Below are 20368 nucleotides of genomic sequence, written 5' to 3'. Positions count from 1 at the left end.
GGCCCGCACGGTGTCATGCCGATAACCCTGGCAGATCGACCTGTGCATCCAACAGGCTCATGAAAGCCCGCGCAGCGTTCGACAGCGTCCTTTCGGTGTGCACGATATAGCCTAGCTGGCGACTGAGCTGTATGCCCGGCAAAGCGATACTTGCCACCTGATCGTCGAGCATGGTGCGTGGTAACACACTCCAGGCCAGACCGATGGAGACCATCATCTTGATGGTTTCCAGGTAGTTAGTACTCATCGCGATATTGGGCATCAGGCCCTGCGCCTCGAACAGGCGGCTGACAATATGGTGGGTAAAGGTATTGCCTCCGGGAAACACCGCCGGATGCCCGGCTATATCCGCCAGGCTGACGGAACCGTTGCTGATCAGGCTGTGTTCCGGCGCCACCACAAAATCCAGCGGGTCGTCCCACACCCGGGTGGCGCGTACCAGGTTGTGGGGCTCTGGCGCCAGGGTGATCACTGCGACTTCCGCACGGCCGTGGAGGATTTCTTCGTAGGCCACTTCTGAATCCAGAAACTGAATATCCAGCGCCACATTCGGGTATTGCCGGGTGAAGGTGCGCAGAATCGGTGGCAGGCGGTGCAGGCCGATATGGTGGCTGGTGGCCAGGGTGAGGCGGCCGCTGACTTCGCCGGTGAGGTTGGTCAGGGCCCGGCGGGTGTCGTCCAGCACGTTGAGGATTTGATAGGCGCGGGGCAGCAAGGCCCGCCCGGCTTCGGTCAGGCCGACTTCGCGGCCCAGGCGGTCGAACAGTCGTACCTTCAATTGTTGTTCCAGACCGGCGATGCGCTTGCTGATGGCCGGCTGGGTCAGGTGCAGGCGTTCGCCGGCGCCGGAGAAGCTGCCGGTCTCGGCGATGGCGATAAAGGCGTTTAGGTTGGCCAGGTCCATGGTGCTATTCCAGTTGGTAATCCAAAGCATAAAAAATATGAATTTGAGTTATTTAATGTAGCGCCATACCATCAGCCTCACAAGCCAAAGGGTTATTGAAAAGCCCGGCGTATAGAAGCACCGCTGATGAGGACCGACTGATGGCCGGCAAAACGCTTTACGACAAGCTTTGGGATTCCCATGAAGTGAAACGTCGCGATGATGGATCGTCGCTGATCTATATCGACCGTCACATCATCCATGAAGTGACCTCGCCCCAAGCGTTCGAAGGCCTGCGACTGGCCGGGCGCAAGCCTTGGCGCGTCGACTCCATCATCGCCACGCCGGACCACAACGTGCCGACCACTCCTGAGCGCAAAGGCGGCATCGAAGCCATTGCCGACCAGGTCTCGCGGTTGCAGGTGCAGACCCTTGACGACTATTGCGACGAATACGGCATCACCGAATTCAAGATGAACGACGTGCGCCAAGGCATCGTCCACGTCATCGGCCCGGAGCAGGGCGCAACCTTGCCGGGCATGACCGTGGTCTGCGGTGACTCCCATACCTCCACCCACGGCGCGTTCGGCGCTCTGGCCCACGGCATCGGTACTTCCGAGGTGGAGCACGTGTTTGCCACCCAGTGCCTGGTGGCCAAGAAAATGAAAAACATGCTGGTGCGCGTCGAAGGCCAATTGCCGTTTGGCGTGACCGCCAAGGACATCGTACTGGCCGTGATCGGCAAGATCGGCACCGCAGGCGGCAACGGCCATGCCATCGAGTTCGCCGGCAGTGCTATCCGCGACCTGTCCATTGAAGGCCGCATGACCATCTGCAACATGTCCATCGAAGCCGGTGCCCGCGTGGGTATGGTGGCGGCGGACGAAAAAACCGTCGAATACGTCAAAGGTCGCCCCTTCGCGCCGCAAGGCGCCGATTGGGACGCCGCCGTCGAAGCCTGGAAAGACCTGGTCTCCGACGCCGATGCGGTGTTCGACACCGTGGTCGAACTCGACGCTGCGCAGATCAAGCCGCAAGTCAGCTGGGGCACTTCGCCGGAAATGGTCTTGGCCGTTGACCAGAACGTGCCGGACCCGGCCAAAGAGGCCGACCTGGTCAAGCGCGGCTCCATCGAGCGCGCCTTGAAATACATGGGGTTGACCGCCAATCAGGCGATCACTGATATCCAGTTGGACCGTGTATTTATCGGCTCCTGCACCAACTCGCGGATCGAAGACCTGCGCGCCGCGGCGGTGATCGCCAAGGGCCGCAAGGTGGCCTCGACTATCAAGCAAGCCATTGTGGTGCCAGGTTCCGGGCTGGTTAAAGCCCAGGCGGAAGCCGAAGGGCTGGACAAAATTTTCCTCGAAGCCGGTTTTGAATGGCGGGAGCCGGGCTGCTCGATGTGCCTGGCGATGAACCCGGACCGCCTGGAGTCGGGCGAGCATTGCGCATCGACCTCCAACCGTAACTTCGAAGGGCGTCAGGGCGCGGGTGGGCGTACCCACCTGGTGAGCCCGGCCATGGCCGCCGCTGCTGCCGTCAACGGTCGTTTCATCGACGTTCGCGAATTGATCTGAGGAAAACCCGATGAGAGCTTTTACCCAACATACAGGCCTTGTAGCGCCGTTGGACCGTGCCAATGTGGACACCGACCAGATCATCCCCAAGCAATTTTTGAAGTCGATCAAGCGCACCGGTTTCGGCCCCAACTTGTTCGATGAGTGGCGCTACCTGGACGTGGGCTACGCCTACCAGGACAACTCCAAGCGCCCCCTGAACAAGGACTTTGTGCTCAACGCCGAGCGTTACCAAGGTGCCAGCGTGTTGCTGGCCCGGGAAAACTTCGGTTGCGGCTCCAGCCGTGAACACGCGCCGTGGGCCCTGGAAGAGTACGGCTTTCGCAGCATCATCGCGCCGAGCTACGCCGATATCTTCTTCAACAACAGCTTCAAGAACGGCCTGTTGCCGATCATCTTGAGCGACGCGGAAGTGGACGAGTTGTTCCAGCAAGTGGAGGCCAATGTCGGCTACCAACTGACGGTGGACCTGGCTGCGCAGACCGTGACCCGCCCGGACGGCAAGGTGTACCACTTTGAAGTGGATGCCTTCCGTAAGCACTGCCTGATCAACGGCCTGGACGACATCGGCCTGACCTTGCAGGACGGCGATGCGATTGCTGCGTTTGAAACCAGGCACCGGGCGAGCCAGCCCTGGTTGTTTCGCGATGCCTGATTTGCGGTAACCGTGCGGGCCCCATCGCGGGCAAGCCCGACTCCCACATTGGAGTGCATTCCAACGGTGGGAGCTGGCTTGCCTGCGATAGCGCCAGTGCAACCACCACAAACCCCAAGGAAAGCCACCATGACCACCACCGCCCACACCCAAGTCGTGCAAAAACAATTCGGCGAGCAAGCCTCGGCCTACCTGAGCAGCGCCGTACACGCCCAGGGCACCGAATTCGCTGTGCTACAGGCCGAGCTGGCCGGGCAGGGCGCTGCACGCTTGCTGGACCTGGGCTGCGGTGCCGGTCATGTCAGCTTCCATGTGGCGCCTCTGGTCAAAGAAGTGGTGGCCTACGACTTGTCCCAGCCTATGCTCGACGTGGTGGCCGCCGCCGCCAAAGACCGCAACCTGGACAACATCCGCACCGTGCACGGCGCCGCTGAGTGCTTGCCCTTTGCCGAGGGTGAGTTCGACTTCGTATTCAGCCGTTATTCGGCCCATCACTGGAGCGACCTCGGCCTGGCCCTGCGTGAAGTGCGCCGGGTGCTCAAGCCGGGCGGCGTGGCGGCATTTGTGGATGTCTTGTCACCGGGCAGCCCCCTGTTGGACACTTACCTGCAAACCGTCGAAGTGCTGCGCGACACCAGCCACGTGCGTGATTACTCCGGCGCCGAGTGGATGCGCCAGTTGAGTGAGGCTGGCCTGCACGTGCGCAACAGCAGTCGCCAGCGCTTGCGCCTGGAATACACCTCGTGGGTCGAGCGCATGCGCACGCCAGAGGTATTGCGTGCGGCAATCCTTAAGCTGCAACAGGCGATGGGCCAGGAAGTGCGCGATTATTACGACATTCAAGCCGACGGCACCTTCAGCACCGATGTGCTGGTGGTCTTCGCCGAACGCTGATTGATTTTTCCCGACCTGCCCACGGGCGGGTCGCTTGATGAAATGAGGAACGCATGAGCAAGCAGATTCTGATTCTCCCTGGCGACGGTATTGGTCCGGAAATCATGGCCGAAGCGGTCAAGGTCCTTGAGCTTGCCAACAGCAAGTACAACCTGGGCTTCGAGCTGAGCCACGATGTGATCGGCGGCGCCGCCATCGACAAGCACGGCGTGCCGCTGGCCGACGAGACCCTCGACCGCGCCCGGGCTGCCGATGCCGTGCTGCTCGGCGCCGTGGGTGGGCCGAAATGGGACAAGATCGAGCGTGACATCCGCCCTGAGCGCGGCCTGCTGAAAATCCGTGCGCAACTGGGCCTGTTCGGCAACCTGCGCCCGGCCATCCTCTACCCGCAACTGGCCGACGCGTCGAGCCTCAAGCCGGAAGTGGTGGCGGGCCTGGATATCCTCATCGTGCGCGAGCTGACCGGCGGTATCTACTTCGGCTCGCCACGGGGCGTGCGCGAGTTGGAAAATGGCGAACGCCAGGCCTACGACACGCTGCCGTACAGCGAGAGCGAAATCCGCCGTATCGCCCGTGTCGGTTTCGACATGGCGCGGGTGCGCGGTAAAAAGGTCTGCTCGGTGGATAAAGCCAACGTGTTGGCTTCCAGCCAGCTGTGGCGTGAAATCGTCGAAGAAGTCGCCAAGGATTACCCGGACGTCGAACTGAGCCATATGTACGTCGACAACGCCGCCATGCAGTTGGTGCGCGCACCCAAGCAGTTCGACGTGATCGTCACCGACAACCTGTTCGGCGACATCCTGTCCGACCAGGCGTCGATGCTCACCGGTTCCATCGGCATGCTGCCGTCGGCGTCACTGGACACCAACAATAAAGGTATGTACGAGCCGTGCCACGGTTCGGCGCCAGACATCGCGGGGCAGGGCATTGCCAACCCGCTGGCGACGATTTTGTCGGTGTCGATGATGCTGCGCTACAGCTTCAACCTGGGCGATGCGGCGGACGCCATCGAGAAGGCTGTCAGCCTGGTGCTGGATCAGGGCTTGCGCACGGGCGATATCTGGTCCCAGGGTTGCACCAAGGTCGGGACGCAAGAAATGGGCGACGCAGTAGTCGCCGCGCTGCGGAATCTGTAATCTCTCGGGCCCGCTTGCAGTTGTTGCTGCAAGGCGGCCCACTTTTTAACAAGGTGTAGTTGCGATGAAACGTGTAGGTCTGATCGGTTGGCGCGGTATGGTCGGTTCCGTGCTCATGCAGCGGATGCTGGAAGAGCAGGATTTCGATCTTATTGAGCCGGTGTTTTTCACCACTTCGAACGTAGGTGGCCAAGGGCCGTCTGTGGGCAAGGATATTGCCCCGCTCAAGGATGCCTACAGCATTGAAGAGTTGAAGAGCCTCGACGTGATCCTGACCTGCCAGGGTGGCGACTACACCAGCGAAGTCTTCCCCAAGCTGCGCGAAGCCGGCTGGCAGGGTTACTGGATCGACGCCGCTTCGAGCCTGCGCATGCAGGATGACGCGGTGATCATCCTCGATCCGGTCAACCGCAAGGTCATCGATCAGCAACTGGACGCCGGCACCAAGAACTACGTGGGCGGCAACTGCACCGTGAGCCTGATGCTGATGGGCCTGGGTGGCCTTTTCGAAGCGGGCCTGGTGGAGTGGATGAGCGCCATGACCTATCAGGCGGCCTCCGGCGCCGGCGCGCAGAACATGCGCGAACTGATCAAGCAGATGGGCGCGACCCACGCCGCTGTCGCCGATCAACTGGCTGACCCGGCGAGTGCGATTCTCGATATCGACCGCCGTGTGGCCGAGGCCATGCGCAGCGACGCTTACCCGACCGAGAACTTTGGCGTGCCATTGGCCGGTAGCTTGATCCCGTGGATCGACAAGGAACTGCCTAACGGCCAGAGCCGTGAAGAGTGGAAGGCCCAGGCCGAAACCAACAAGATCCTGGGTCGCTTCAAGAACCCGATCCCGGTGGATGGCATCTGCGTGCGCATTGGCGCCATGCGTTGCCACAGCCAGGCGCTGACCATCAAGCTGAACAAAGACGTGCCGATCGCCGATATCGAAGGCCTGATCAGCCAGCACAACCCCTGGGTCAAGCTGGTGCCGAACAACCGCGATATCAGCATGCAGGAGCTGAGCCCGACCAAGGTCACCGGCACCCTGAATGTACCGGTGGGCCGTCTGCGCAAGCTGAACATGGGCAGCCAGTTCCTCGGCGCGTTCACCGTCGGCGACCAACTGCTGTGGGGCGCGGCTGAGCCGTTGCGTCGCATGTTACGGATTTTGCTGGAGCGTTGATCGCTTGAAGCAATAACAGAAACCCGCGTTCTGGTGACAGGCGCGGGTTTTTTGTTGCCTTTGTGATCATTCCCACGCTCTGCGTGGGAATGCAGCTCTGGACGCTCTGCGTCTGCTTTAGAGGCGTGACGCGGAGCGTCAAAGGAGGCATTCCCACGCAGAGCGTGGAAACGATCAGGGGGGCTGTAATTGCCTCACCCTCTACCACCCGGTAAAGTGCCGCTCCCCCGTAATGCCCGAGGCAATCCCATGACCCAGACCTTTGAAATCGCCGTGATCGGCGCCACCGGCACCGTGGGTGAAACCCTGGTGCAGATTCTCGAAGAACTGGAGTTCCCTGTGGGCACCTTGTACTTGCTGGCGGGCAGCAACTCGGCGGGGGCTTCGGTGCCGTTTCGGGGCAAGAACGTGCGGGTCAAAGAAGTCGACACGTTTGACTTCAGCAAGGTGCAGTTGGCGTTCTTCGCTGCAGGCCCGGCGGTGACCTTGAGCTTCGCCTCGCGTGCCACCGCCGCTGATTGCGCGGTGATTGACTTGTCCGGCGCACTGCCCGCCGAGCAGGCGCCGCAAGTGGTACCGCAGGCCAACGCCCATGTGCTGAACGCGTTGAAAAAGCCTTTTCAACTCGGCAGCCCGAGCCCCTGTGCCACGTACCTCGCGGTGGTGCTGGCGCCCTTGCGCGGTGTGGTGGACATCCAGCGCGTGAGCGTCACCGCTAACCTGGCCATCTCTGCCCAGGGCCGCGAGGCCGTCAGCGAGTTGGCGCGCCAGACCGCTGAACTGTTGAACGTGCGTCCCTTGGAACCGGCGTTCTTTGATCGGCAAGTGGCGTTCAACCTGCTGGCGCAAGTCGGCACGCCGGATGCCCAAGGTCATACCGCCCTGGAGAAACGTCTCGTACACGAACTGCGTGCGGTGCTGGAAACACCTTTACTAAAGATTTCCGCCACCTGCGTTCAAGCCCCGGTGTTTTTCGGCGATAGCCTGGCTGTGTCGCTGCAATTGGCCGCGCCGGTCGACCTGGACGCGGTGAACCGTGCGCTCGACGCTGCACCGGGAATAGAGCGGGTCGAGGAGGGCGATTACCCCACGGCCGTAGGCGATGCCGTCGGCCAGGACGTGGTGTACGTAGGGCGAGTTCGCGCAGGTATCGACGACCCGGCGGAACTAAATCTTTGGCTGACGTCAGATAACGTACGCAAAGGCTCGGCCCTGAACGCCGTGGAGCTGGCGCAGTTGTTGATAAAAGGCCTTGTGTAAAAGATACTTGGCGGCAATTTGTAGATTGATTCTAACCAGGCGCTATGCTTGGTCCCAAGTGAAACACAAGCGCGTCGGTGACCTATCGGCTCGCCATGCCTAATGGCAGCGGTTACCAACCTTCTCGCAGGGCGGGAAGCGTTCAAACAAAGGATGAGGCTATGGTTCAAGTTCGCAAACTGGTGTTAGCAATAGCGGCCGCCTCGGCGCTGTCCTCCGGTATGGCGCAGGCGCTGCAACTTGGGGAGATGACCCTCAAGTCGAAGTTGAACCAGCCGCTGTCGGTGGAAATCGAATTGCGCGATGTGGGCGGCCTTACGGCGTCCGAGATCACCCCTAGCCTGGCGTCGGCCCAGGCCTTCGTGGATGCGGGTGTCGACCGCCAGGCGTTTCTCGATGACCTGACGTTCACGCCGGTGATCAACCCCGAAGGTCGCAGCGTGGTGCGCGTGACCTCCAGCAAGCCTCTGCCCGATTCCTATGTGCGCTTCCTCATGCAGGTGCAATGGCCCAATGGCCGTTTGATGCGTGACTACAGCGTACTGCTCGACCCGGCCAAGTTCGATCAGCCAGCGCCGACGGCGAGCGCGCCGGCCAGTACCGCGCCAGCCGCCAGCACGCCTGCCCAGCACACCACCACGTCCCGCGATACCTTGTGGGAAATTGCCGCAAAGAACCGCAATGGCGCCTCGGTCCAGCAAACGATGCTGGCCATCCAGGCGCTTAACCCGGATGCCTTTGTCGACGGCAATATCAACCGCCTGAAAACCGGCCAGGTCCTGCGCCTGCCAGATGCCGCGCAAAGTACAGCGCTGGCGCAGCCGCAAGCGATTGCCGAAGTGAGCGCGCAGAACGCCGCCTGGCGCCAGGGCCGCCGTGGCCCTCAGAGCCAAGTGGCCGGCAAGCCGCAGTTGGACGCGACCAAACGCACCCAGGCCGGCAATGCGCCGTCGAGTACCCAGGCCAAGGATAACCTGAGCCTGGTGTCGGCCGAAGCTGCCAAGAAAGGCGCGAAGGGCACCGTCGGTGACAGCCGCGCCCTGAGCGACAAGCTGGCAATGACCCAGGAAGAGCTCGACACCACGCGGCGCGACAACGAAGAACTGAAAAGCCGTGCCGCCGACTTGCAAAGCCAGTTGGACAAGCTGCAGAAGCTGATCCAGCTGAAGAATGACCAATTGGCTCGTTTGCAAGCGCAAACGGGCGAGCCACAGACAGCCGCGATGCCCGCGCAGTTGCCGGGTGAACCTGCAGCTGAGCCGGCGGCCCCCGTTGCAACACCAGCGCCAGTGCCTGAACCGGCCAAGCCGGCTGCTGCGCCGGCCAGCACCGAAGGCAAGTTCAACGACCTGCTGACCAACCCGATTGTGCTCGGCATCCTTGGCGGTGCGGCCCTGCTGGTGGTGTTGCTGCTTCTGCTGCTGTGGGCACGCCATCGCAATGCTCGCCGCGAAGAAGAGAAACATCTGCGTATGGCACGGGCGTTGGCCGAAGAGCCTGAGTTCGTTTCCAATATCGATCAAGACCTGCCGCCTGACAGCTTCGAGGGCCTTGAAGTGCCGCCGCCGAGCGTCAAGCTCGCCACCGCAACGCCGCCAGCATCTGCGCCCGCGCCGGCGCCGGTGGTTGAGACGGTAGTGGCACCGACGGTCGCCTCCGTGCTGGCGCCGTTGGCGGTTGCCGTGGCTCAGGAAAACGCCAGTGACGCCCTGGCCCAGGCCCAATCCCATATCGACCGTGGCCATCTGAACCAGGCGGCGGATGTGCTTGAACAAGCCATCAAGCGCGAGCCCAAGCGCAGCGACCTGCGTTTGAAGCTGATGGAAGTCTATGGGCTGCAGAACAACAAAGACGGGTTCGTCACCCAGGAGCGCCAGTTGGTGGCCAACGGTGAGAACCATGCCCAGGTCGAGCAGCTCAAGGCGCGTTTCCCGGCCATGGCCGTGTTGGCGGCGGGTGTCAGTGCCGCAGTGGCTGCCGCGGCCCTGGATGCGCAGTACGTCAAGGACCTGCTCGATGACAAGCCGACCCCGGCCCCGCAGGCAGACACCTTCGACACCGATTTCGACCTGAGTCTGGATGACCTGGAAGCTGCCTCGCCGGCCGAGATCGCGCAAGACCAGCAAACCTTTGAATCGCTGCTCAAACAACAGACTGAGCCCAAGGCCGATGCGCCGGACCTGTCGGACTTCGATCTGGACCTGCAACTGGACCCGCCGACGTCGCAATCCGATGACGACTTCCTGTCGGGCCTTGAAGGGCAGATCAAGGATGTCCCGCCGGTTGAGCCGCCGACCCTGACGCCGGCCGCGCTGGACGAATTCGACCTGCCAGAAGACTTTGACCTGTCGCTGGCGGACGAGCCGAGCGCCCCGGCAGCCAAGCCCGATGCTTTTGCTTCGGAGCTGGACGACGTCAACGCTGAACTGGATCGTTTGTCACAGAGTCTGGAGCATCCGCCGATCGAGCCTTCCTTCACGGCTGAAGATGCCGCGCTGGGTGCTGAGGATGAGCCAGAGTTCGATTTCCTCTCTGGCACTGATGAAGTGGCCACCAAGCTCGACTTGGCCCAGGCCTACATCGACATGGGCGATGCGGACGGCGCGCGAGATATCCTGTCCGAAGTGTTGACCGAAGGCGACGAGGGTCAGCGTAGCGAAGCCAAGGAAATGCTCGGCAGAATCTAACGGCCGACGCAGAAAAATGTGGGAGCGGGCTTGTTGTGGCGAGGGAGCTTGCTCCCGCTGGGGTGCGTAGCGCCCCTGAAAAGCGGGCTCCAGCTGCGCTGTCGAACGGGAGCAAGCTCCCTCGCCACAAAAGCCCCAGATTAAAAGCCCCCTCTTATGCACCCTGACGCCCTATAATGCCCGCCTTTGCGCAACTCATCAGGCTCTCAGTTCTTGGCAAATATAGATAACGCGGCTGCCGAAATGGCGGCCGCAGGCTTTTACCGCATCGCCCTGGGCGTGGAATACAAAGGCTCGCGCTATCGCGGCTGGCAGCGTCAGGCCTCCGGGGTGCTGACGGTGCAGGAAACCCTGGAAAACGCCCTGTCCAAAGTCGCCAACTCGCCGGTGTCGCTGATGTGTGCCGGGCGCACCGATGCCGGCGTGCACGCGTGTGGCCAAGTGGTGCACTTCGACACCCAGGCCGAGCGGTCGATGAAGGCGTGGGTGATGGGGGCCAATATCAATTTGCCCCATGATGTCAGTGTCAGCTGGGCCAAGGTCATGCCGGCGCATTTTCACGCCCGTTTCAAGGCCATCGCCCGGCGTTACCGCTACGTGATCTACAACGATCAGATCCGCCCGGCGCACCTCAATGAAGAAATCACCTGGAACCACCGCCCGCTGGATGCCGAGCGTATGGCCGAAGCCGCGCAGCATCTGGTGGGGGTGCATGACTTCAGCGCCTTCCGTGCCGGGCAGTGCCAGGCCAAGTCGCCGATCAAGGAAGTCCACCACCTGCGGGTGACGCGCCACGGCAAGATGATCGTGCTGGATATCCGTGCCGGGGCCTTTCTGCATCATATGGTGCGCAATATCGCTGGGGTGCTGATGACCATCGGCACCGGTGAACGCCCGGTGGAGTGGGCCAAGGAAGTGCTGGAAAGCCGCATTCGCCGTACGGGCGGGGTCACGGCGCATCCGTTCGGCCTGTATCTGGTGGATGTGGAGTACCGCGACGAGTTCGAACTGCCGGAACGCTTTATCGGGCCGCACTTCCTCACCGGTTTCAGCGAACTTGGCGGCTGACGCCCGGAAAAGCTTTTGTTACCATCCGGGACTTTCTCGGACCAACCCTGAGGTTCCTACGACATGTCAGCCGTTCGCAGCAAGATTTGCGGGATTACCCGCATAGAAGACGCGCTGGCGGCAGTCGAAGCGGGGGCGGATGCCATTGGCCTGGTGTTTTATGCCAAGAGCCCACGGGCGGTGAATGTGCTGCAGGCGCGGGCGATTATCGCTGCGTTGCCGCCCTTCGTGACCACCGTGGGGTTGTTTGTCAACGCCAGCCGCTGCGAGCTCAACGAAACCCTGGATGCGGTGCCGCTGGATATGTTGCAGTTCCACGGCGACGAAACGCCAGAGGAATGCGAAAGCTATCAGCGCCCGTACATCAAGGCGTTGCGGGTCAAGGCCGGGGACGATATTGCCGCAGCCTGCGCCGCGTATGCCGGCGCTCGCGGGATTCTGCTGGACACCTACGTCGAAGGCGTACCCGGTGGTACGGGCGAGGCGTTCGACTGGTCGCTGATTCCCGAGGGGTTGAGCAAGCCGGTTATTCTCGCGGGTGGGCTCACCTCAGAGAACGTCCAGGCGGCCATCGAACAGGTTCGGCCGTATGCCGTCGACGTCAGCGGTGGGGTGGAGCAGGGCAAGGGGATCAAGGACCCGAGCAAGATTCGCGCGTTCATGCAGGCCGTGCGCAACAGCAGGGGTGGGATGTGACGGCTGGCAGTCTGCCGCCGTCCATAACTACCACTGTGTAAAACAGCCCGGCGCCGCCTGTGGGTGGCCCGGAAACGAAGTGGCAACCCTGCGCTGGCAGGTTGTCTGGAAGGCTGAGGATACGGGCGGGAAATGGCAGGTCCAACGTCTGACCCCGTCCCGCCTGTGTCATCGCCACATATGAATTTAGCTCAAGGGCATACGCGGGGCTGTGTTCAAGCCACCGGTACTGGAGAAAAGAAAGCATGAGCAACTGGTTAGTAGACAAACTGATCCCTTCGATCATGCGTTCCGAGGTGAAGAAAAGCTCGGTTCCTGAAGGTCTGTGGCACAAATGCCCATCCTGCGACGCGGTGCTGTATCGCCCGGAGCTGGAAAAGACCCTGGACGTTTGCCCCAAGTGCAACCACCACATGCGTATTGGCGCACGCGCTCGTATCGACATCTTCCTGGATGCCGACGGCCGTAATGAGCTGGGTGCCGACCTGGAGCCGGTTGACCGTCTCAAGTTCCGCGACAGCAAGAAGTACAAGGACCGCCTGGTCGGCGCACAGAAGCAGACTGGCGAGAAAGACGCGCTGATTTCGGTCAGCGGCAAGCTGCTGGGCATGCCGGTGGTGGTTTCGGCCTTCGAATTCTCCTTCATGGGCGGTTCCATGGGTGCCATCGTCGGTGAGCGCTTTGTTCGCGCTGCCAACTATGCCCTGGAAAACCGTTGCCCGATGATCTGCTTCGCCGCCTCCGGTGGTGCGCGTATGCAGGAAGCCCTGATTTCCCTGATGCAAATGGCCAAGACCTCGGCGGTTCTGGCGCGTCTGCGTGAAGAAGGCATTCCGTTCATCTCCGTGCTGACCGACCCGGTCTACGGCGGCGTCTCCGCCAGCCTGGCGATGTTGGGCGATGTGATCGTTGGCGAGCCTAAAGCCCTGATCGGCTTTGCCGGCCCACGCGTGATCGAGCAGACCGTGCGGGAGAAACTGCCGGAAGGCTTCCAGCGCAGCGAGTTCCTGCTGGAGCACGGTGCGATCGACCTGATCATCCCGCGTGGCGAGTTGCGCCCGCGCCTGGGCAGCCTGCTGGCGCAAATGATGGGCCTGCCGACGCCTGTGTACGTCGCACCTAAAGTCGAGCCGATCGTTGTGCCGCCGGTGCCAGCAAACCTATGACCCAACGTACCCTGGGCGAATGGCTCGCCTACCTTGAGCAGTTGCATCCGTCCGCCATCGACATGGGCCTGGAGCGCTCGCAACAGGTAGCGGCCCGCCTCGGGTTGGGCCAGCCGGCACCGCGTGTGATCACGGTGACCGGCACCAACGGCAAAGGCTCCACCTGTGCTTTTGTGGCCGCGCTGTTGCAGGCCCAGGGCCTCAAAGTCGGCGTGTACAGCTCGCCGCACCTGCTGCGCTACAACGAGCGGGTGCAGCTCAATGGCGTAGAAGCCACTGATGCCCAGCTGTGCGAAGCCTTCGCAGCCCTGGAAGCCGGGCGCGGCGACATCTCCCTGACCTATTTCGAGATGGGCACACTGGCGGCGTTCTGGCTGTTCGAGCGTTCGCAACTGGATGTGGTCGTGCTGGAGGTCGGCCTCGGCGGGCGTCTGGATACGGTCAACGTGGTGGATGCCGACCTGGCGCTGGTCACCAGCATCGGTGTTGATCACGCCGACTATCTAGGCAATACCCGCGAGTCTGTGGCCTATGAAAAGGCCGGGATCTTCCGCCAGAGCAGGCCCGCGCTCTGTGGCGACCTGGATCCGCCGCAACCTTTGCTGGACAAGGTGCGCGAGCTGGATTGCCCGTTCTACCTGCGCGGTCGTGAATTCAATCTCGACATCGGTGCGACCCACTGGCAATGGCGTGGGCGTGATGCCCGTGGCAAGGTGGTAGAGCTGCTCGATTTGCCGTTGCTGAACCTGCCGATGGAAAACGCCGCACTCGCGCTGCAAGCCTATTTGCTGCTGGATCTGCCGTGGGATGCCAAGCAGATCGGCGCAACCCTGCGAGCGACGAAGGTGGTGGGGCGCCTGGATCGCCGGGTGCTGGACTGGCAAGGCAAGCGCCTGAACCTGTTGCTGGATGTCGGGCATAACCCCCATGCGGCTCACTATCTGGCTCAGCGCCTGGCGCGCACACCACCGGCCGGCCGCCGCCTGGCGGTGTTCGGGTTGCTGGCCGACAAGGATCTTGATGGCGTAATAGCGCCGTTGTTTGGCAGCGTACAGTCTTGGGCCGTTGCGCCGCTGGATACGCCGCGCAGCCGTCCTGCGGTTGAGCTGGAAACTGCCTTGCAGAACCTTGGCGCGCCCGTGACGTCGTATGCAAGCATCACTGCCGCCCTTGAGGCGCAGTGTGCGCTGGCTGCGGCCGAAGACGAAATCCTGTTGTTCGGATCATTTTATTGTGTTGCCGAGGCGCTCGAATGGCTGGCCCGGCGCTCCACGGAGGAAGCTGCACATGGCATTACTGGATAGCGCATACAAGCAGCGAATGGTCGGGGCCCTGGTGCTGGTGGCGTTGGCGGTAATCTTTCTGCCGATGCTGTTTTCCCGCCAGGACGAACAGCGCCAGGTGGTGGTTGAAGCTCCCGCTGCGCCCCAGGCGCCGGTGGTGCCCCAGGTTCAAGTCGAACCGGTAGTTGTGCCTGAGCCTCAGGTGTTGCCGGAAGAACCTGTGCCCGTCGAGGAGGAGGTCGTCACCCAACAGGCACCTTCGCAGGCCCCTTCGATGCCGGTGCAGCCAAGTGTGCCGGTGGTCAAGCCGACGCCAGCCCCGGCTGTCGCCGCCAAACCGGCTGCACCGGCGCCAGCGCCCAAGCCTGTGGCGCCGCAGCCTGCTGCACCGGGTAAGCCGGATGTGGGTCAGAGCCGCATCGACCCTAATGGCTTGCCGATCAGTTGGTCGATCCAGCTCGCCAGCCTGGCCAATCGCGAAAGCGCCGATGCCTTGCAGAAAAAGCTGCGTGCCCAGGGATATAACGCCTATATCCGCAGTGCCGATGGCAAGAACCGTGTTTTTGTGGGGCCGCTGATCGAGCGTGCCGAGGCAGATCGCCTGCGCGATTTGCTGGGTCGTCAGCAGAACCTCAACGGGTTTGTGGTGCGTTTCCAGCCCGAGCGCGGCTGAACGGGCAATAGGCTCTAAATGTGGGAGCTGGCTTGCCTGCGATGGCGGTGGTTCAATCGACAACGATGTCGAATATGCCGCCCTCATCGCAGGCAAGCCAGCTCCCACATTGATTTATGGTGGGCTTGAAATGGCGTTCACACCGCCCAATCTATTGATTTGCAAAGCAGCCGCAATCACCGCTTACCGATAGCCCGGCGCTCTGCTAAAATGCGCCGCCTTATCCGTACGTAGGCTGCACTGTGCCATTTACCTGGGTTGATTGGGCGATCGTTGCAATCGTCGCCATCTCCGCTTTGATCAGTCTGAGCCGCGGCTTCGTAAAAGAAGCACTGTCGTTGCTGACCTGGATCATTGCAGGAGTCGTAGCCTGGATGTTCGGTGGTTCACTGTCGGTCTACCTGGCCGGGTACATAGAGACACCTTCGGCTCGCGTCATCGCGGGCTGCGCCATCATGTTCATCGCCACGCTGTTGGTGGGGGCAATGGTCAATTATCTTATCGGCGAGTTGATACGTGTCACCGGCATCGAAGGGACCGATCGATTTCTCGGCATGGCCTTCGGGGCTGCGCGTGGCGCGCTGCTGGTGGTCGTGGCGGTCGGGCTGTTGAGCCTGGGGCCGGTACAGCAGGATTCGTGGTGGCAGGAGTCGGTACTCGTGCCAAAATTTCTATTGGTTGCAGACTGGTCCAAGAACCTCATTCTGGGGTGGAGCAGTCAGTGGCTGGCCAGCGGAATCAGCGTACCCGCTGATCTTCCGTTCAAGGAACACCTCTTACCGGCCAAAACGCCTCAGTAAGCTGTGTTCAGTCAAGATTCATTAAGTAGGGGTTGTGTCGCATGTGTGGCATCGTCGGTATCGTCGGTAAGTCGAACGTCAATCAGGCGCTGTATGACGCGCTAACCGTCCTCCAGCACCGCGGCCAGGACGCTGCCGGTATTGTGACCAGCCACGACGGCCGGTTATTCCTGCGCAAGGACAATGGCCTGGTGCGTGACGTGTTCCATCAGCGTCACATGCAGCGCCTCGTCGGGCACATGGGCATTGGCCATGTGCGCTACCCGACTGCCGGTAGCTCGACCTCGGCCGAAGCTCAACCTTTCTACGTCAACTCGCCTTACGGCATCACTTTGGCGCACAACGGTAACCTGACCAACGTTGAACAACTGGCCAAGGAGATCTACGAATCTGACCTGCGCCACGTCAACACCAGCTCCGATTCGGAAGTGTTGCTCAACGTGTTCGCCCACGAGCTGGCCCAGCGCGGCAAGCTGCAGCCGACCGAAGAAGACGTGTTCGCCGCCGTGATCGACGTGCACAACCGTTGCGTCGGTGGTTATGCCGTGGTGGCGATGATCACCGGTTACGGCATCGTCGGTTTCCGCGACCCGCACGGCATTCGCCCGATCGTGTTCGGCCAGCGTCACACCGACGAAGGCGTCGAGTACATGATCGCTTCCGAAAGCGTGTCCCTGGACGTGCTGGGCTTCACCCTGATCCGCGACCTGGCGCCGGGCGAGGCTGTCTACATCACCGAAGACGGCAAGCTGCACACCCGCCAGTGCGCCGTAGCGCCGAAACTCACCCCGTGCATCTTCGAACACGTCTACCTGGCGCGTCCGGACTCGATCATCGACGGTGTCTCGGTCTACAAGGCGCGCCTGCGTATGGGCGAGAAGCTGGCCGAGAAGATCCTGCGCGAGCGTCCCGAGCACGATATCGATGTGGTCATCCCGATTCCGGACACCAGCCGCACCGCCGCGCTGGAGCTGGCCAACCATCTGGGCGTCAAATTCCGCGAAGGCTTCGTGAAGAACCGCTACATCGGTCGTACTTTCATCATGCCCGGCCAGGCTGCGCGCAAGAAGTCGGTACGCCAGAAGCTCAACGCCATCGAGCTTGAGTTCCGCGGCAAGAACGTGATGCTGGTAGATGACTCCATCGTACGCGGCACCACCTGCAAGCAGATCATCCAGATGGCCCGCGAAGCCGGGGCGAAGAACGTGTACTTCTGCTCTGCGGCGCCCGCGGTGCGTTACCCGAACGTGTACGGTATCGACATGCCGAGCGCCCATGAGCTGATCGCGCATAACCGTTCGACTCAGGACGTGGCCGACCTGATCGGCGCCGACTGGCTGATCTACCAGGACCTGCCGGACCTGATCGAAGCGGTTGGCGGTGGCAAGATCAAGATCGAGCAGTTCGACTGCGCCGTGTTCGACGGCAAGTACGTCACCGGCGATGTCGACGAGGCCTACCTGAACAAGATCGAGCAAGCGCGCAACGACTCGTCGAAGATCAAGACCCAGGCGGTCAGCGCGATCATCGACCTGTATAACAACTGAGTAAACACCGGCCCTGAGGGGCCGGTTTTGTATCTTAAACAAAGAATTGAATAAGGAGTCGCAGCATGAGTCAGGAATGGGATGCCGGTCGGTTGGACAGCGACCTCGATGGCGTAGCTTTCGATACCCTGGCTGTGCGCGCCGGCCAGCACCGTACCCCGGAAGGTGAGCACGGCGACCCGATGTTCTTCACCTCCAGCTACGTGTTCCGTACTGCCGCCGACGCCGCTGCGCGGTTTGCTGGCGAAGTGCCGGGCAACGTGTATTCGCGCTACACCAACCCGACCGTGCGTGCGTTTGAAGAGCGCATCGCGGCCCTGGAAGGTGCCGAGCAGGCCGTGGCGACTGCCACCGGCATGGCGGCCATCCTGGCGGTGGTGATGAGCCTGTGCAGCGCCGGCGACCATGTGCTGGTATCGCGCAGCGTGTTCGGCTCGACCATCAGCCTGTTCGAGAAGTACTTCAAGCGTTTCGGTATTGAAGTCGATTACGTGCCCCTGGCGGACCTGTCCGGTTGGGAGGCGGCCATCAAGGCCAATACCAAGCTGTTGTTCGTCGAATCGCCGTCCAACCCGCTCGCTGAGCTGGTGGACATCGCCGCGCTGTCCGAAGTCGCCCATGCCAAGGGCGCGATGCTGGTGGTGGACAACTGCTTCTGCACCCCGGCCTTGCAGCAACCGCTGAAGCTGGGTGCGGACATCGTGGTGCACTCGGCAACCAAGTTTATCGACGGCCAGGGCCGTTGCATGGGCGGCGTGGTGGCCGGTCGCAGCGAGCAGATGAAGGAAGTGGTGGGCTTCCTGCGCACCGCCGGCCCGACCCTCAGCCCGTTCAACGCCTGGATCTTCCTCAAAGGTCTGGAAACCCTCAGCCTGCGCATGAAAGCCCATTGCGCCAACGCCCAGGCCCTGGCCGAGTGGCTGGAGCAGCAGGACGGTATCGAGAAAGTGCATTACGCCGGCCTCAAGAGCCACCCGCAACACGCCTTGGCCCAGCGCCAGCAGCGTGGTTTCGGGGCGGTGGTGAGTTTTGAAGTGAAGGGCGGCAAAGACGGCGCCTGGCGCTTCATCGACGCGACGCGCTTGATCTCCATTACCGCCAACCTGGGTGACAGCAAGACCACCATCACCCACCCGAGCACCACCTCCCACGGGCGCCTGGCGCCGCAGGAGCGTGAAGCGGCCGGCATTCGTGACAGCCTGATCCGCATCGCGGTGGGCCTGGAAGATGTTGCTGACTTGCAGGCAGACCTGGCCCGCGGGCTGGCGGCCTTGTGATCGAGTGGTCCATGGAGGCTGCGGCGGCCAGTAACGGGCGCGTGGCGCTGGTGACGGGCGCGGCGCGGGGCATTGGCCTCGGGATTGCCGCGTGGCTGATCAGTGAAGGTTGGCAGGTGGTGCTGACCGACCTGGACCGCGAGCGCGGTGCCAAGGTGTCCAAGGTGCTGGGCGACAATGCCTGGTTTATCACCATGGACGTGGCCGACGAGAAGCAAGTGGCCCAGGGTGTCGCCGAGGTGCTGGGGCAGTTCGGGCGCCTGGATGCGTTGGTGTGCAATGCGGCGGTGGCCGACCCGCGCAATATCACCCTGGAAAGCCTCGATCTGACGTATTGGAATCGGGTGCTGGCGGTCAACCTCAGCGGGCCGATGCTGTTGGCCAAGCACTGCGCGCCTTACCTGCGTGCCCACGGCGGCGCTATCGTCAACCTGGCCTCGACCCGGGCGCGTCAATCCGAGCCCGACACCGAAGCCTATGCGGCCAGCAAAGGTGGGCTGTTGGCCCTGACCCACGCGTTGGCCATGAGCCTGGGTCCCGAAGTGCGGGTCAATGCGGTCAGCCCTGGCTGGATCGACGCACGTGACCCGGCTGCGCGGCGTGCAGAGCCGCTCACCGACGCCGATCATGCCCAGCATCCGGCGGGCAGGGTGGGGACGGTGGAGGACGTGGCGGCGATGGTGGCCTGGTTGCTGTCACGCCAGGCCGGGTTCGTCACCGGGCAAGAGTTTGTGGTGGACGGCGGCATGAGCAAGAAGATGATTTACAGCGAGTAGGGCGGGTAGCCGCCTTGAAGTTATTTTGTCTTTTTCAGAAAAACTTCAAGCAGGCTATTGACTTAGGTCCGCTACCTGCGTAAATTTCGCGGCCTCAACGAAGCAAAGGGTGATTAGCTCAGCTGGGAGAGCATCTGCCTTACAAGCAGAGGGTCGGCGGTTCGATCCCGTCATCACCCACCACTTCTTGAGAGTTTTGCCCCTAGGGCAAGACGCAACGTTAAAGGTTGCACCGACGCGCAGCGGTAGTTCAGTCGGTTAGAATACCGGCCTGTCACGCCGGGGGTCGCGGGTTCGAGTCCCGTCCGCTGCGCCATATTTTCCAGGTTCGATCTGTCGGGCTTGAGATTGAACAGCCAAGGCTGATCGATCAGATGTTTAAAGGTGGTTGAGGGTTCATGCTCAATCAGCCAAGCGATACGCAGCGGTAGTTCAGTCGGTTAGAATACCGGCCTGTCACGCCGGGGGTCGCGGGTTCGAGTCCCGTCCGCTGCGCCATATCTGCCTCAAGGCCCACTGAACGCCTTGAAGCACAAGGAAAGCCACTGGCTCACCTTGATGCGATAGCAAAGACCCTGGTCGAAAGGCCGGGGTTTTTTGTGTCTGGGGTTTGAAAAAAACCTCATCTTCTTCGCTGCCAACAGCGCTCATTATCGGCAAACGGCCGACAGATCATTTCGATTCTGTCGGCCGTTTTTGCGTTCTTGTGTCAAAAAATTTCAATGTGGTTATTTGCCGCAGGCGCAGAAACCTTTAAAGTTAACCCTTCGGTCAACTTTGCACTGTCATCATGGCCTTTTGATTCGTCGA

17 protein-coding genes and 3 tRNA genes are annotated in these 20368 nt (G+C 61.8%); 19 read left to right on the top strand and 1 reads right to left on the bottom strand.

Annotated elements, in window-relative coordinates; all coding sequences use genetic code 11:
• Positions 1-13: 13 nt before the first annotated feature.
• Positions 14-904: a LysR family transcriptional regulator gene (locus GH769_RS15495; protein WP_014719162.1), complete on the bottom strand. Its 891-nt coding sequence runs from the start codon at positions 902-904 to the stop codon at positions 14-16.
• A gap of 140 nt (positions 905-1044) precedes the next feature.
• Here GH769_RS15495 and leuC point away from each other — a divergent pair, with 140 nt between their 5' ends.
• The 19 genes from leuC to GH769_RS15400 all read left to right on the top strand — a co-directional run bounded on the left by leuC (position 1045) and on the right by GH769_RS15400 (position 20056).
• Entirely contained in the window at positions 1045-2463 is a 1419-nt protein-coding gene (leuC, locus tag GH769_RS15490; RefSeq protein ID WP_003192562.1) for a 3-isopropylmalate dehydratase large subunit, read from the top strand.
• 10 nt (positions 2464-2473) lie between these two features.
• Entirely contained in the window at positions 2474-3118 is a 645-nt protein-coding gene (leuD, locus tag GH769_RS15485) for a 3-isopropylmalate dehydratase small subunit (RefSeq protein ID WP_014719160.1), read from the top strand.
• Positions 3119-3247: 129 nt separating this feature from the next.
• The gene (locus GH769_RS15480; protein WP_019820862.1) at positions 3248-4012 is read left to right on the top strand and encodes a class I SAM-dependent methyltransferase; all 765 of its coding nucleotides are present in this window, start codon (positions 3248-3250) and stop codon (positions 4010-4012) included.
• 53 nt (positions 4013-4065) lie between these two features.
• Positions 4066-5148 (top strand): 3-isopropylmalate dehydrogenase, encoded by a 1083-nt coding sequence (gene leuB, locus GH769_RS15475; protein WP_014719158.1) that lies wholly within the window; start codon positions 4066-4068, stop codon positions 5146-5148.
• A 64-nt stretch (positions 5149-5212) separates the two neighbouring features.
• A complete protein-coding gene (gene asd / locus GH769_RS15470; protein ID WP_003192554.1) occupies positions 5213-6325 on the top strand; it encodes an aspartate-semialdehyde dehydrogenase in 1113 nt (370 codons plus the stop codon).
• Between the two features lie 249 nt (positions 6326-6574).
• Positions 6575-7585: an aspartate-semialdehyde dehydrogenase gene (locus GH769_RS15465; protein WP_032903803.1), complete on the top strand. Its 1011-nt coding sequence runs from the start codon at positions 6575-6577 to the stop codon at positions 7583-7585.
• 161 nt (positions 7586-7746) lie between these two features.
• Complete coding sequence (locus GH769_RS15460; protein WP_153649858.1) at positions 7747-10272, top strand: FimV/HubP family polar landmark protein; 2526 nt, start codon at positions 7747-7749, stop codon at positions 10270-10272.
• Positions 10273-10515: 243 nt separating this feature from the next.
• A complete protein-coding gene (truA, locus tag GH769_RS15455) occupies positions 10516-11340 on the top strand; it encodes a tRNA pseudouridine(38-40) synthase TruA (protein WP_003192549.1) in 825 nt (274 codons plus the stop codon).
• Positions 11341-11403: 63 nt separating this feature from the next.
• The gene (locus tag GH769_RS15450) at positions 11404-12036 is read left to right on the top strand and encodes a phosphoribosylanthranilate isomerase (RefSeq protein ID WP_032903801.1); all 633 of its coding nucleotides are present in this window, start codon (positions 11404-11406) and stop codon (positions 12034-12036) included.
• Between the two features lie 245 nt (positions 12037-12281).
• Positions 12282-13202, top strand: coding sequence for an acetyl-CoA carboxylase, carboxyltransferase subunit beta (accD, locus tag GH769_RS15445; protein ID WP_014719154.1), 921 nt, complete (start codon positions 12282-12284; stop codon positions 13200-13202).
• Positions 13199-14506 (top strand): bifunctional tetrahydrofolate synthase/dihydrofolate synthase, encoded by a 1308-nt coding sequence (folC, locus tag GH769_RS15440; protein ID WP_032903800.1) that lies wholly within the window; start codon positions 13199-13201, stop codon positions 14504-14506. Before accD ends, folC begins: the two co-directional genes overlap by 4 nt.
• Positions 14490-15158 carry an SPOR domain-containing protein gene (locus tag GH769_RS15435; protein ID WP_014719152.1) on the top strand — a complete coding sequence of 223 codons (669 nt, stop codon included), beginning with the start codon at positions 14490-14492 and terminating at the stop codon, positions 15156-15158. Before folC ends, GH769_RS15435 begins: the two co-directional genes overlap by 17 nt.
• A 242-nt stretch (positions 15159-15400) precedes the next feature.
• On the top strand, positions 15401-15958 hold the full coding sequence (locus GH769_RS15430; RefSeq protein ID WP_014719151.1) for a CvpA family protein: 558 nt from the start codon (positions 15401-15403) through the stop codon (positions 15956-15958).
• A gap of 41 nt (positions 15959-15999) precedes the next feature.
• Positions 16000-17505, top strand: coding sequence for an amidophosphoribosyltransferase (purF, locus tag GH769_RS15425; protein WP_003192537.1), 1506 nt, complete (start codon positions 16000-16002; stop codon positions 17503-17505).
• A 65-nt stretch (positions 17506-17570) separates the two neighbouring features.
• Positions 17571-18782 carry an O-succinylhomoserine sulfhydrylase gene (locus GH769_RS15420; RefSeq protein ID WP_014719150.1) on the top strand — a complete coding sequence of 404 codons (1212 nt, stop codon included), beginning with the start codon at positions 17571-17573 and terminating at the stop codon, positions 18780-18782.
• 11 nt (positions 18783-18793) lie between these two features.
• Positions 18794-19558: an SDR family oxidoreductase gene (locus GH769_RS15415; protein ID WP_014719149.1), complete on the top strand. Its 765-nt coding sequence runs from the start codon at positions 18794-18796 to the stop codon at positions 19556-19558.
• Between the two features lie 107 nt (positions 19559-19665).
• Positions 19666-19741: transfer RNA gene (locus GH769_RS15410), tRNA-Val, on the top strand.
• Positions 19742-19797: 56 nt separating this feature from the next.
• Positions 19798-19874, top strand: a tRNA-Asp gene (locus GH769_RS15405).
• 105 nt (positions 19875-19979) lie between these two features.
• A tRNA-Asp gene (locus GH769_RS15400) sits at positions 19980-20056 on the top strand.
• The last annotated feature ends 312 nt before the right edge of the window (positions 20057-20368 follow it).

Source organism: Pseudomonas sp. CFSAN084952, assembly GCF_009648855.1.
Taxonomy (GTDB): domain Bacteria; phylum Pseudomonadota; class Gammaproteobacteria; order Pseudomonadales; family Pseudomonadaceae; genus Aquipseudomonas; species Aquipseudomonas paracarnis.
The sequence above is the reverse complement of the archived record's forward strand: the minus strand, read 5'-3'. Positions and strand labels throughout refer to the sequence as shown.

Bases quoted from the DNA above. Each gene is read 5' to 3' on its own strand.
- GH769_RS15495 (WP_014719162.1), bottom strand. From the start codon at position 904: ATGGACCTGGCCAACCTAAACGCCTTTATCGCCATCGCCGAGACCGGC.
- leuC (WP_003192562.1), top strand. From the start codon at position 1,045: ATGGCCGGCAAAACGCTTTACGACAAGCTTTGGGATTCCCATGAAGTG.
- leuD (WP_014719160.1), top strand. From the start codon at position 2,474: ATGAGAGCTTTTACCCAACATACAGGCCTTGTAGCGCCGTTGGACCGT.
- GH769_RS15480 (WP_019820862.1), top strand. From the start codon at position 3,248: ATGACCACCACCGCCCACACCCAAGTCGTGCAAAAACAATTCGGCGAG.
- leuB (WP_014719158.1), top strand. From the start codon at position 4,066: ATGAGCAAGCAGATTCTGATTCTCCCTGGCGACGGTATTGGTCCGGAA.
- asd (WP_003192554.1), top strand. From the start codon at position 5,213: ATGAAACGTGTAGGTCTGATCGGTTGGCGCGGTATGGTCGGTTCCGTG.
- GH769_RS15465 (WP_032903803.1), top strand. From the start codon at position 6,575: ATGACCCAGACCTTTGAAATCGCCGTGATCGGCGCCACCGGCACCGTG.
- GH769_RS15460 (WP_153649858.1), top strand. From the start codon at position 7,747: ATGGTTCAAGTTCGCAAACTGGTGTTAGCAATAGCGGCCGCCTCGGCG.
- truA (WP_003192549.1), top strand. From the start codon at position 10,516: ATGGCGGCCGCAGGCTTTTACCGCATCGCCCTGGGCGTGGAATACAAA.
- GH769_RS15450 (WP_032903801.1), top strand. From the start codon at position 11,404: ATGTCAGCCGTTCGCAGCAAGATTTGCGGGATTACCCGCATAGAAGAC.
- accD (WP_014719154.1), top strand. From the start codon at position 12,282: ATGAGCAACTGGTTAGTAGACAAACTGATCCCTTCGATCATGCGTTCC.
- folC (WP_032903800.1), top strand. From the start codon at position 13,199: ATGACCCAACGTACCCTGGGCGAATGGCTCGCCTACCTTGAGCAGTTG.
- GH769_RS15435 (WP_014719152.1), top strand. From the start codon at position 14,490: ATGGCATTACTGGATAGCGCATACAAGCAGCGAATGGTCGGGGCCCTG.
- purF (WP_003192537.1), top strand. From the start codon at position 16,000: ATGTGTGGCATCGTCGGTATCGTCGGTAAGTCGAACGTCAATCAGGCG.
- GH769_RS15420 (WP_014719150.1), top strand. From the start codon at position 17,571: ATGAGTCAGGAATGGGATGCCGGTCGGTTGGACAGCGACCTCGATGGC.
- GH769_RS15415 (WP_014719149.1), top strand. From the start codon at position 18,794: ATGGAGGCTGCGGCGGCCAGTAACGGGCGCGTGGCGCTGGTGACGGGC.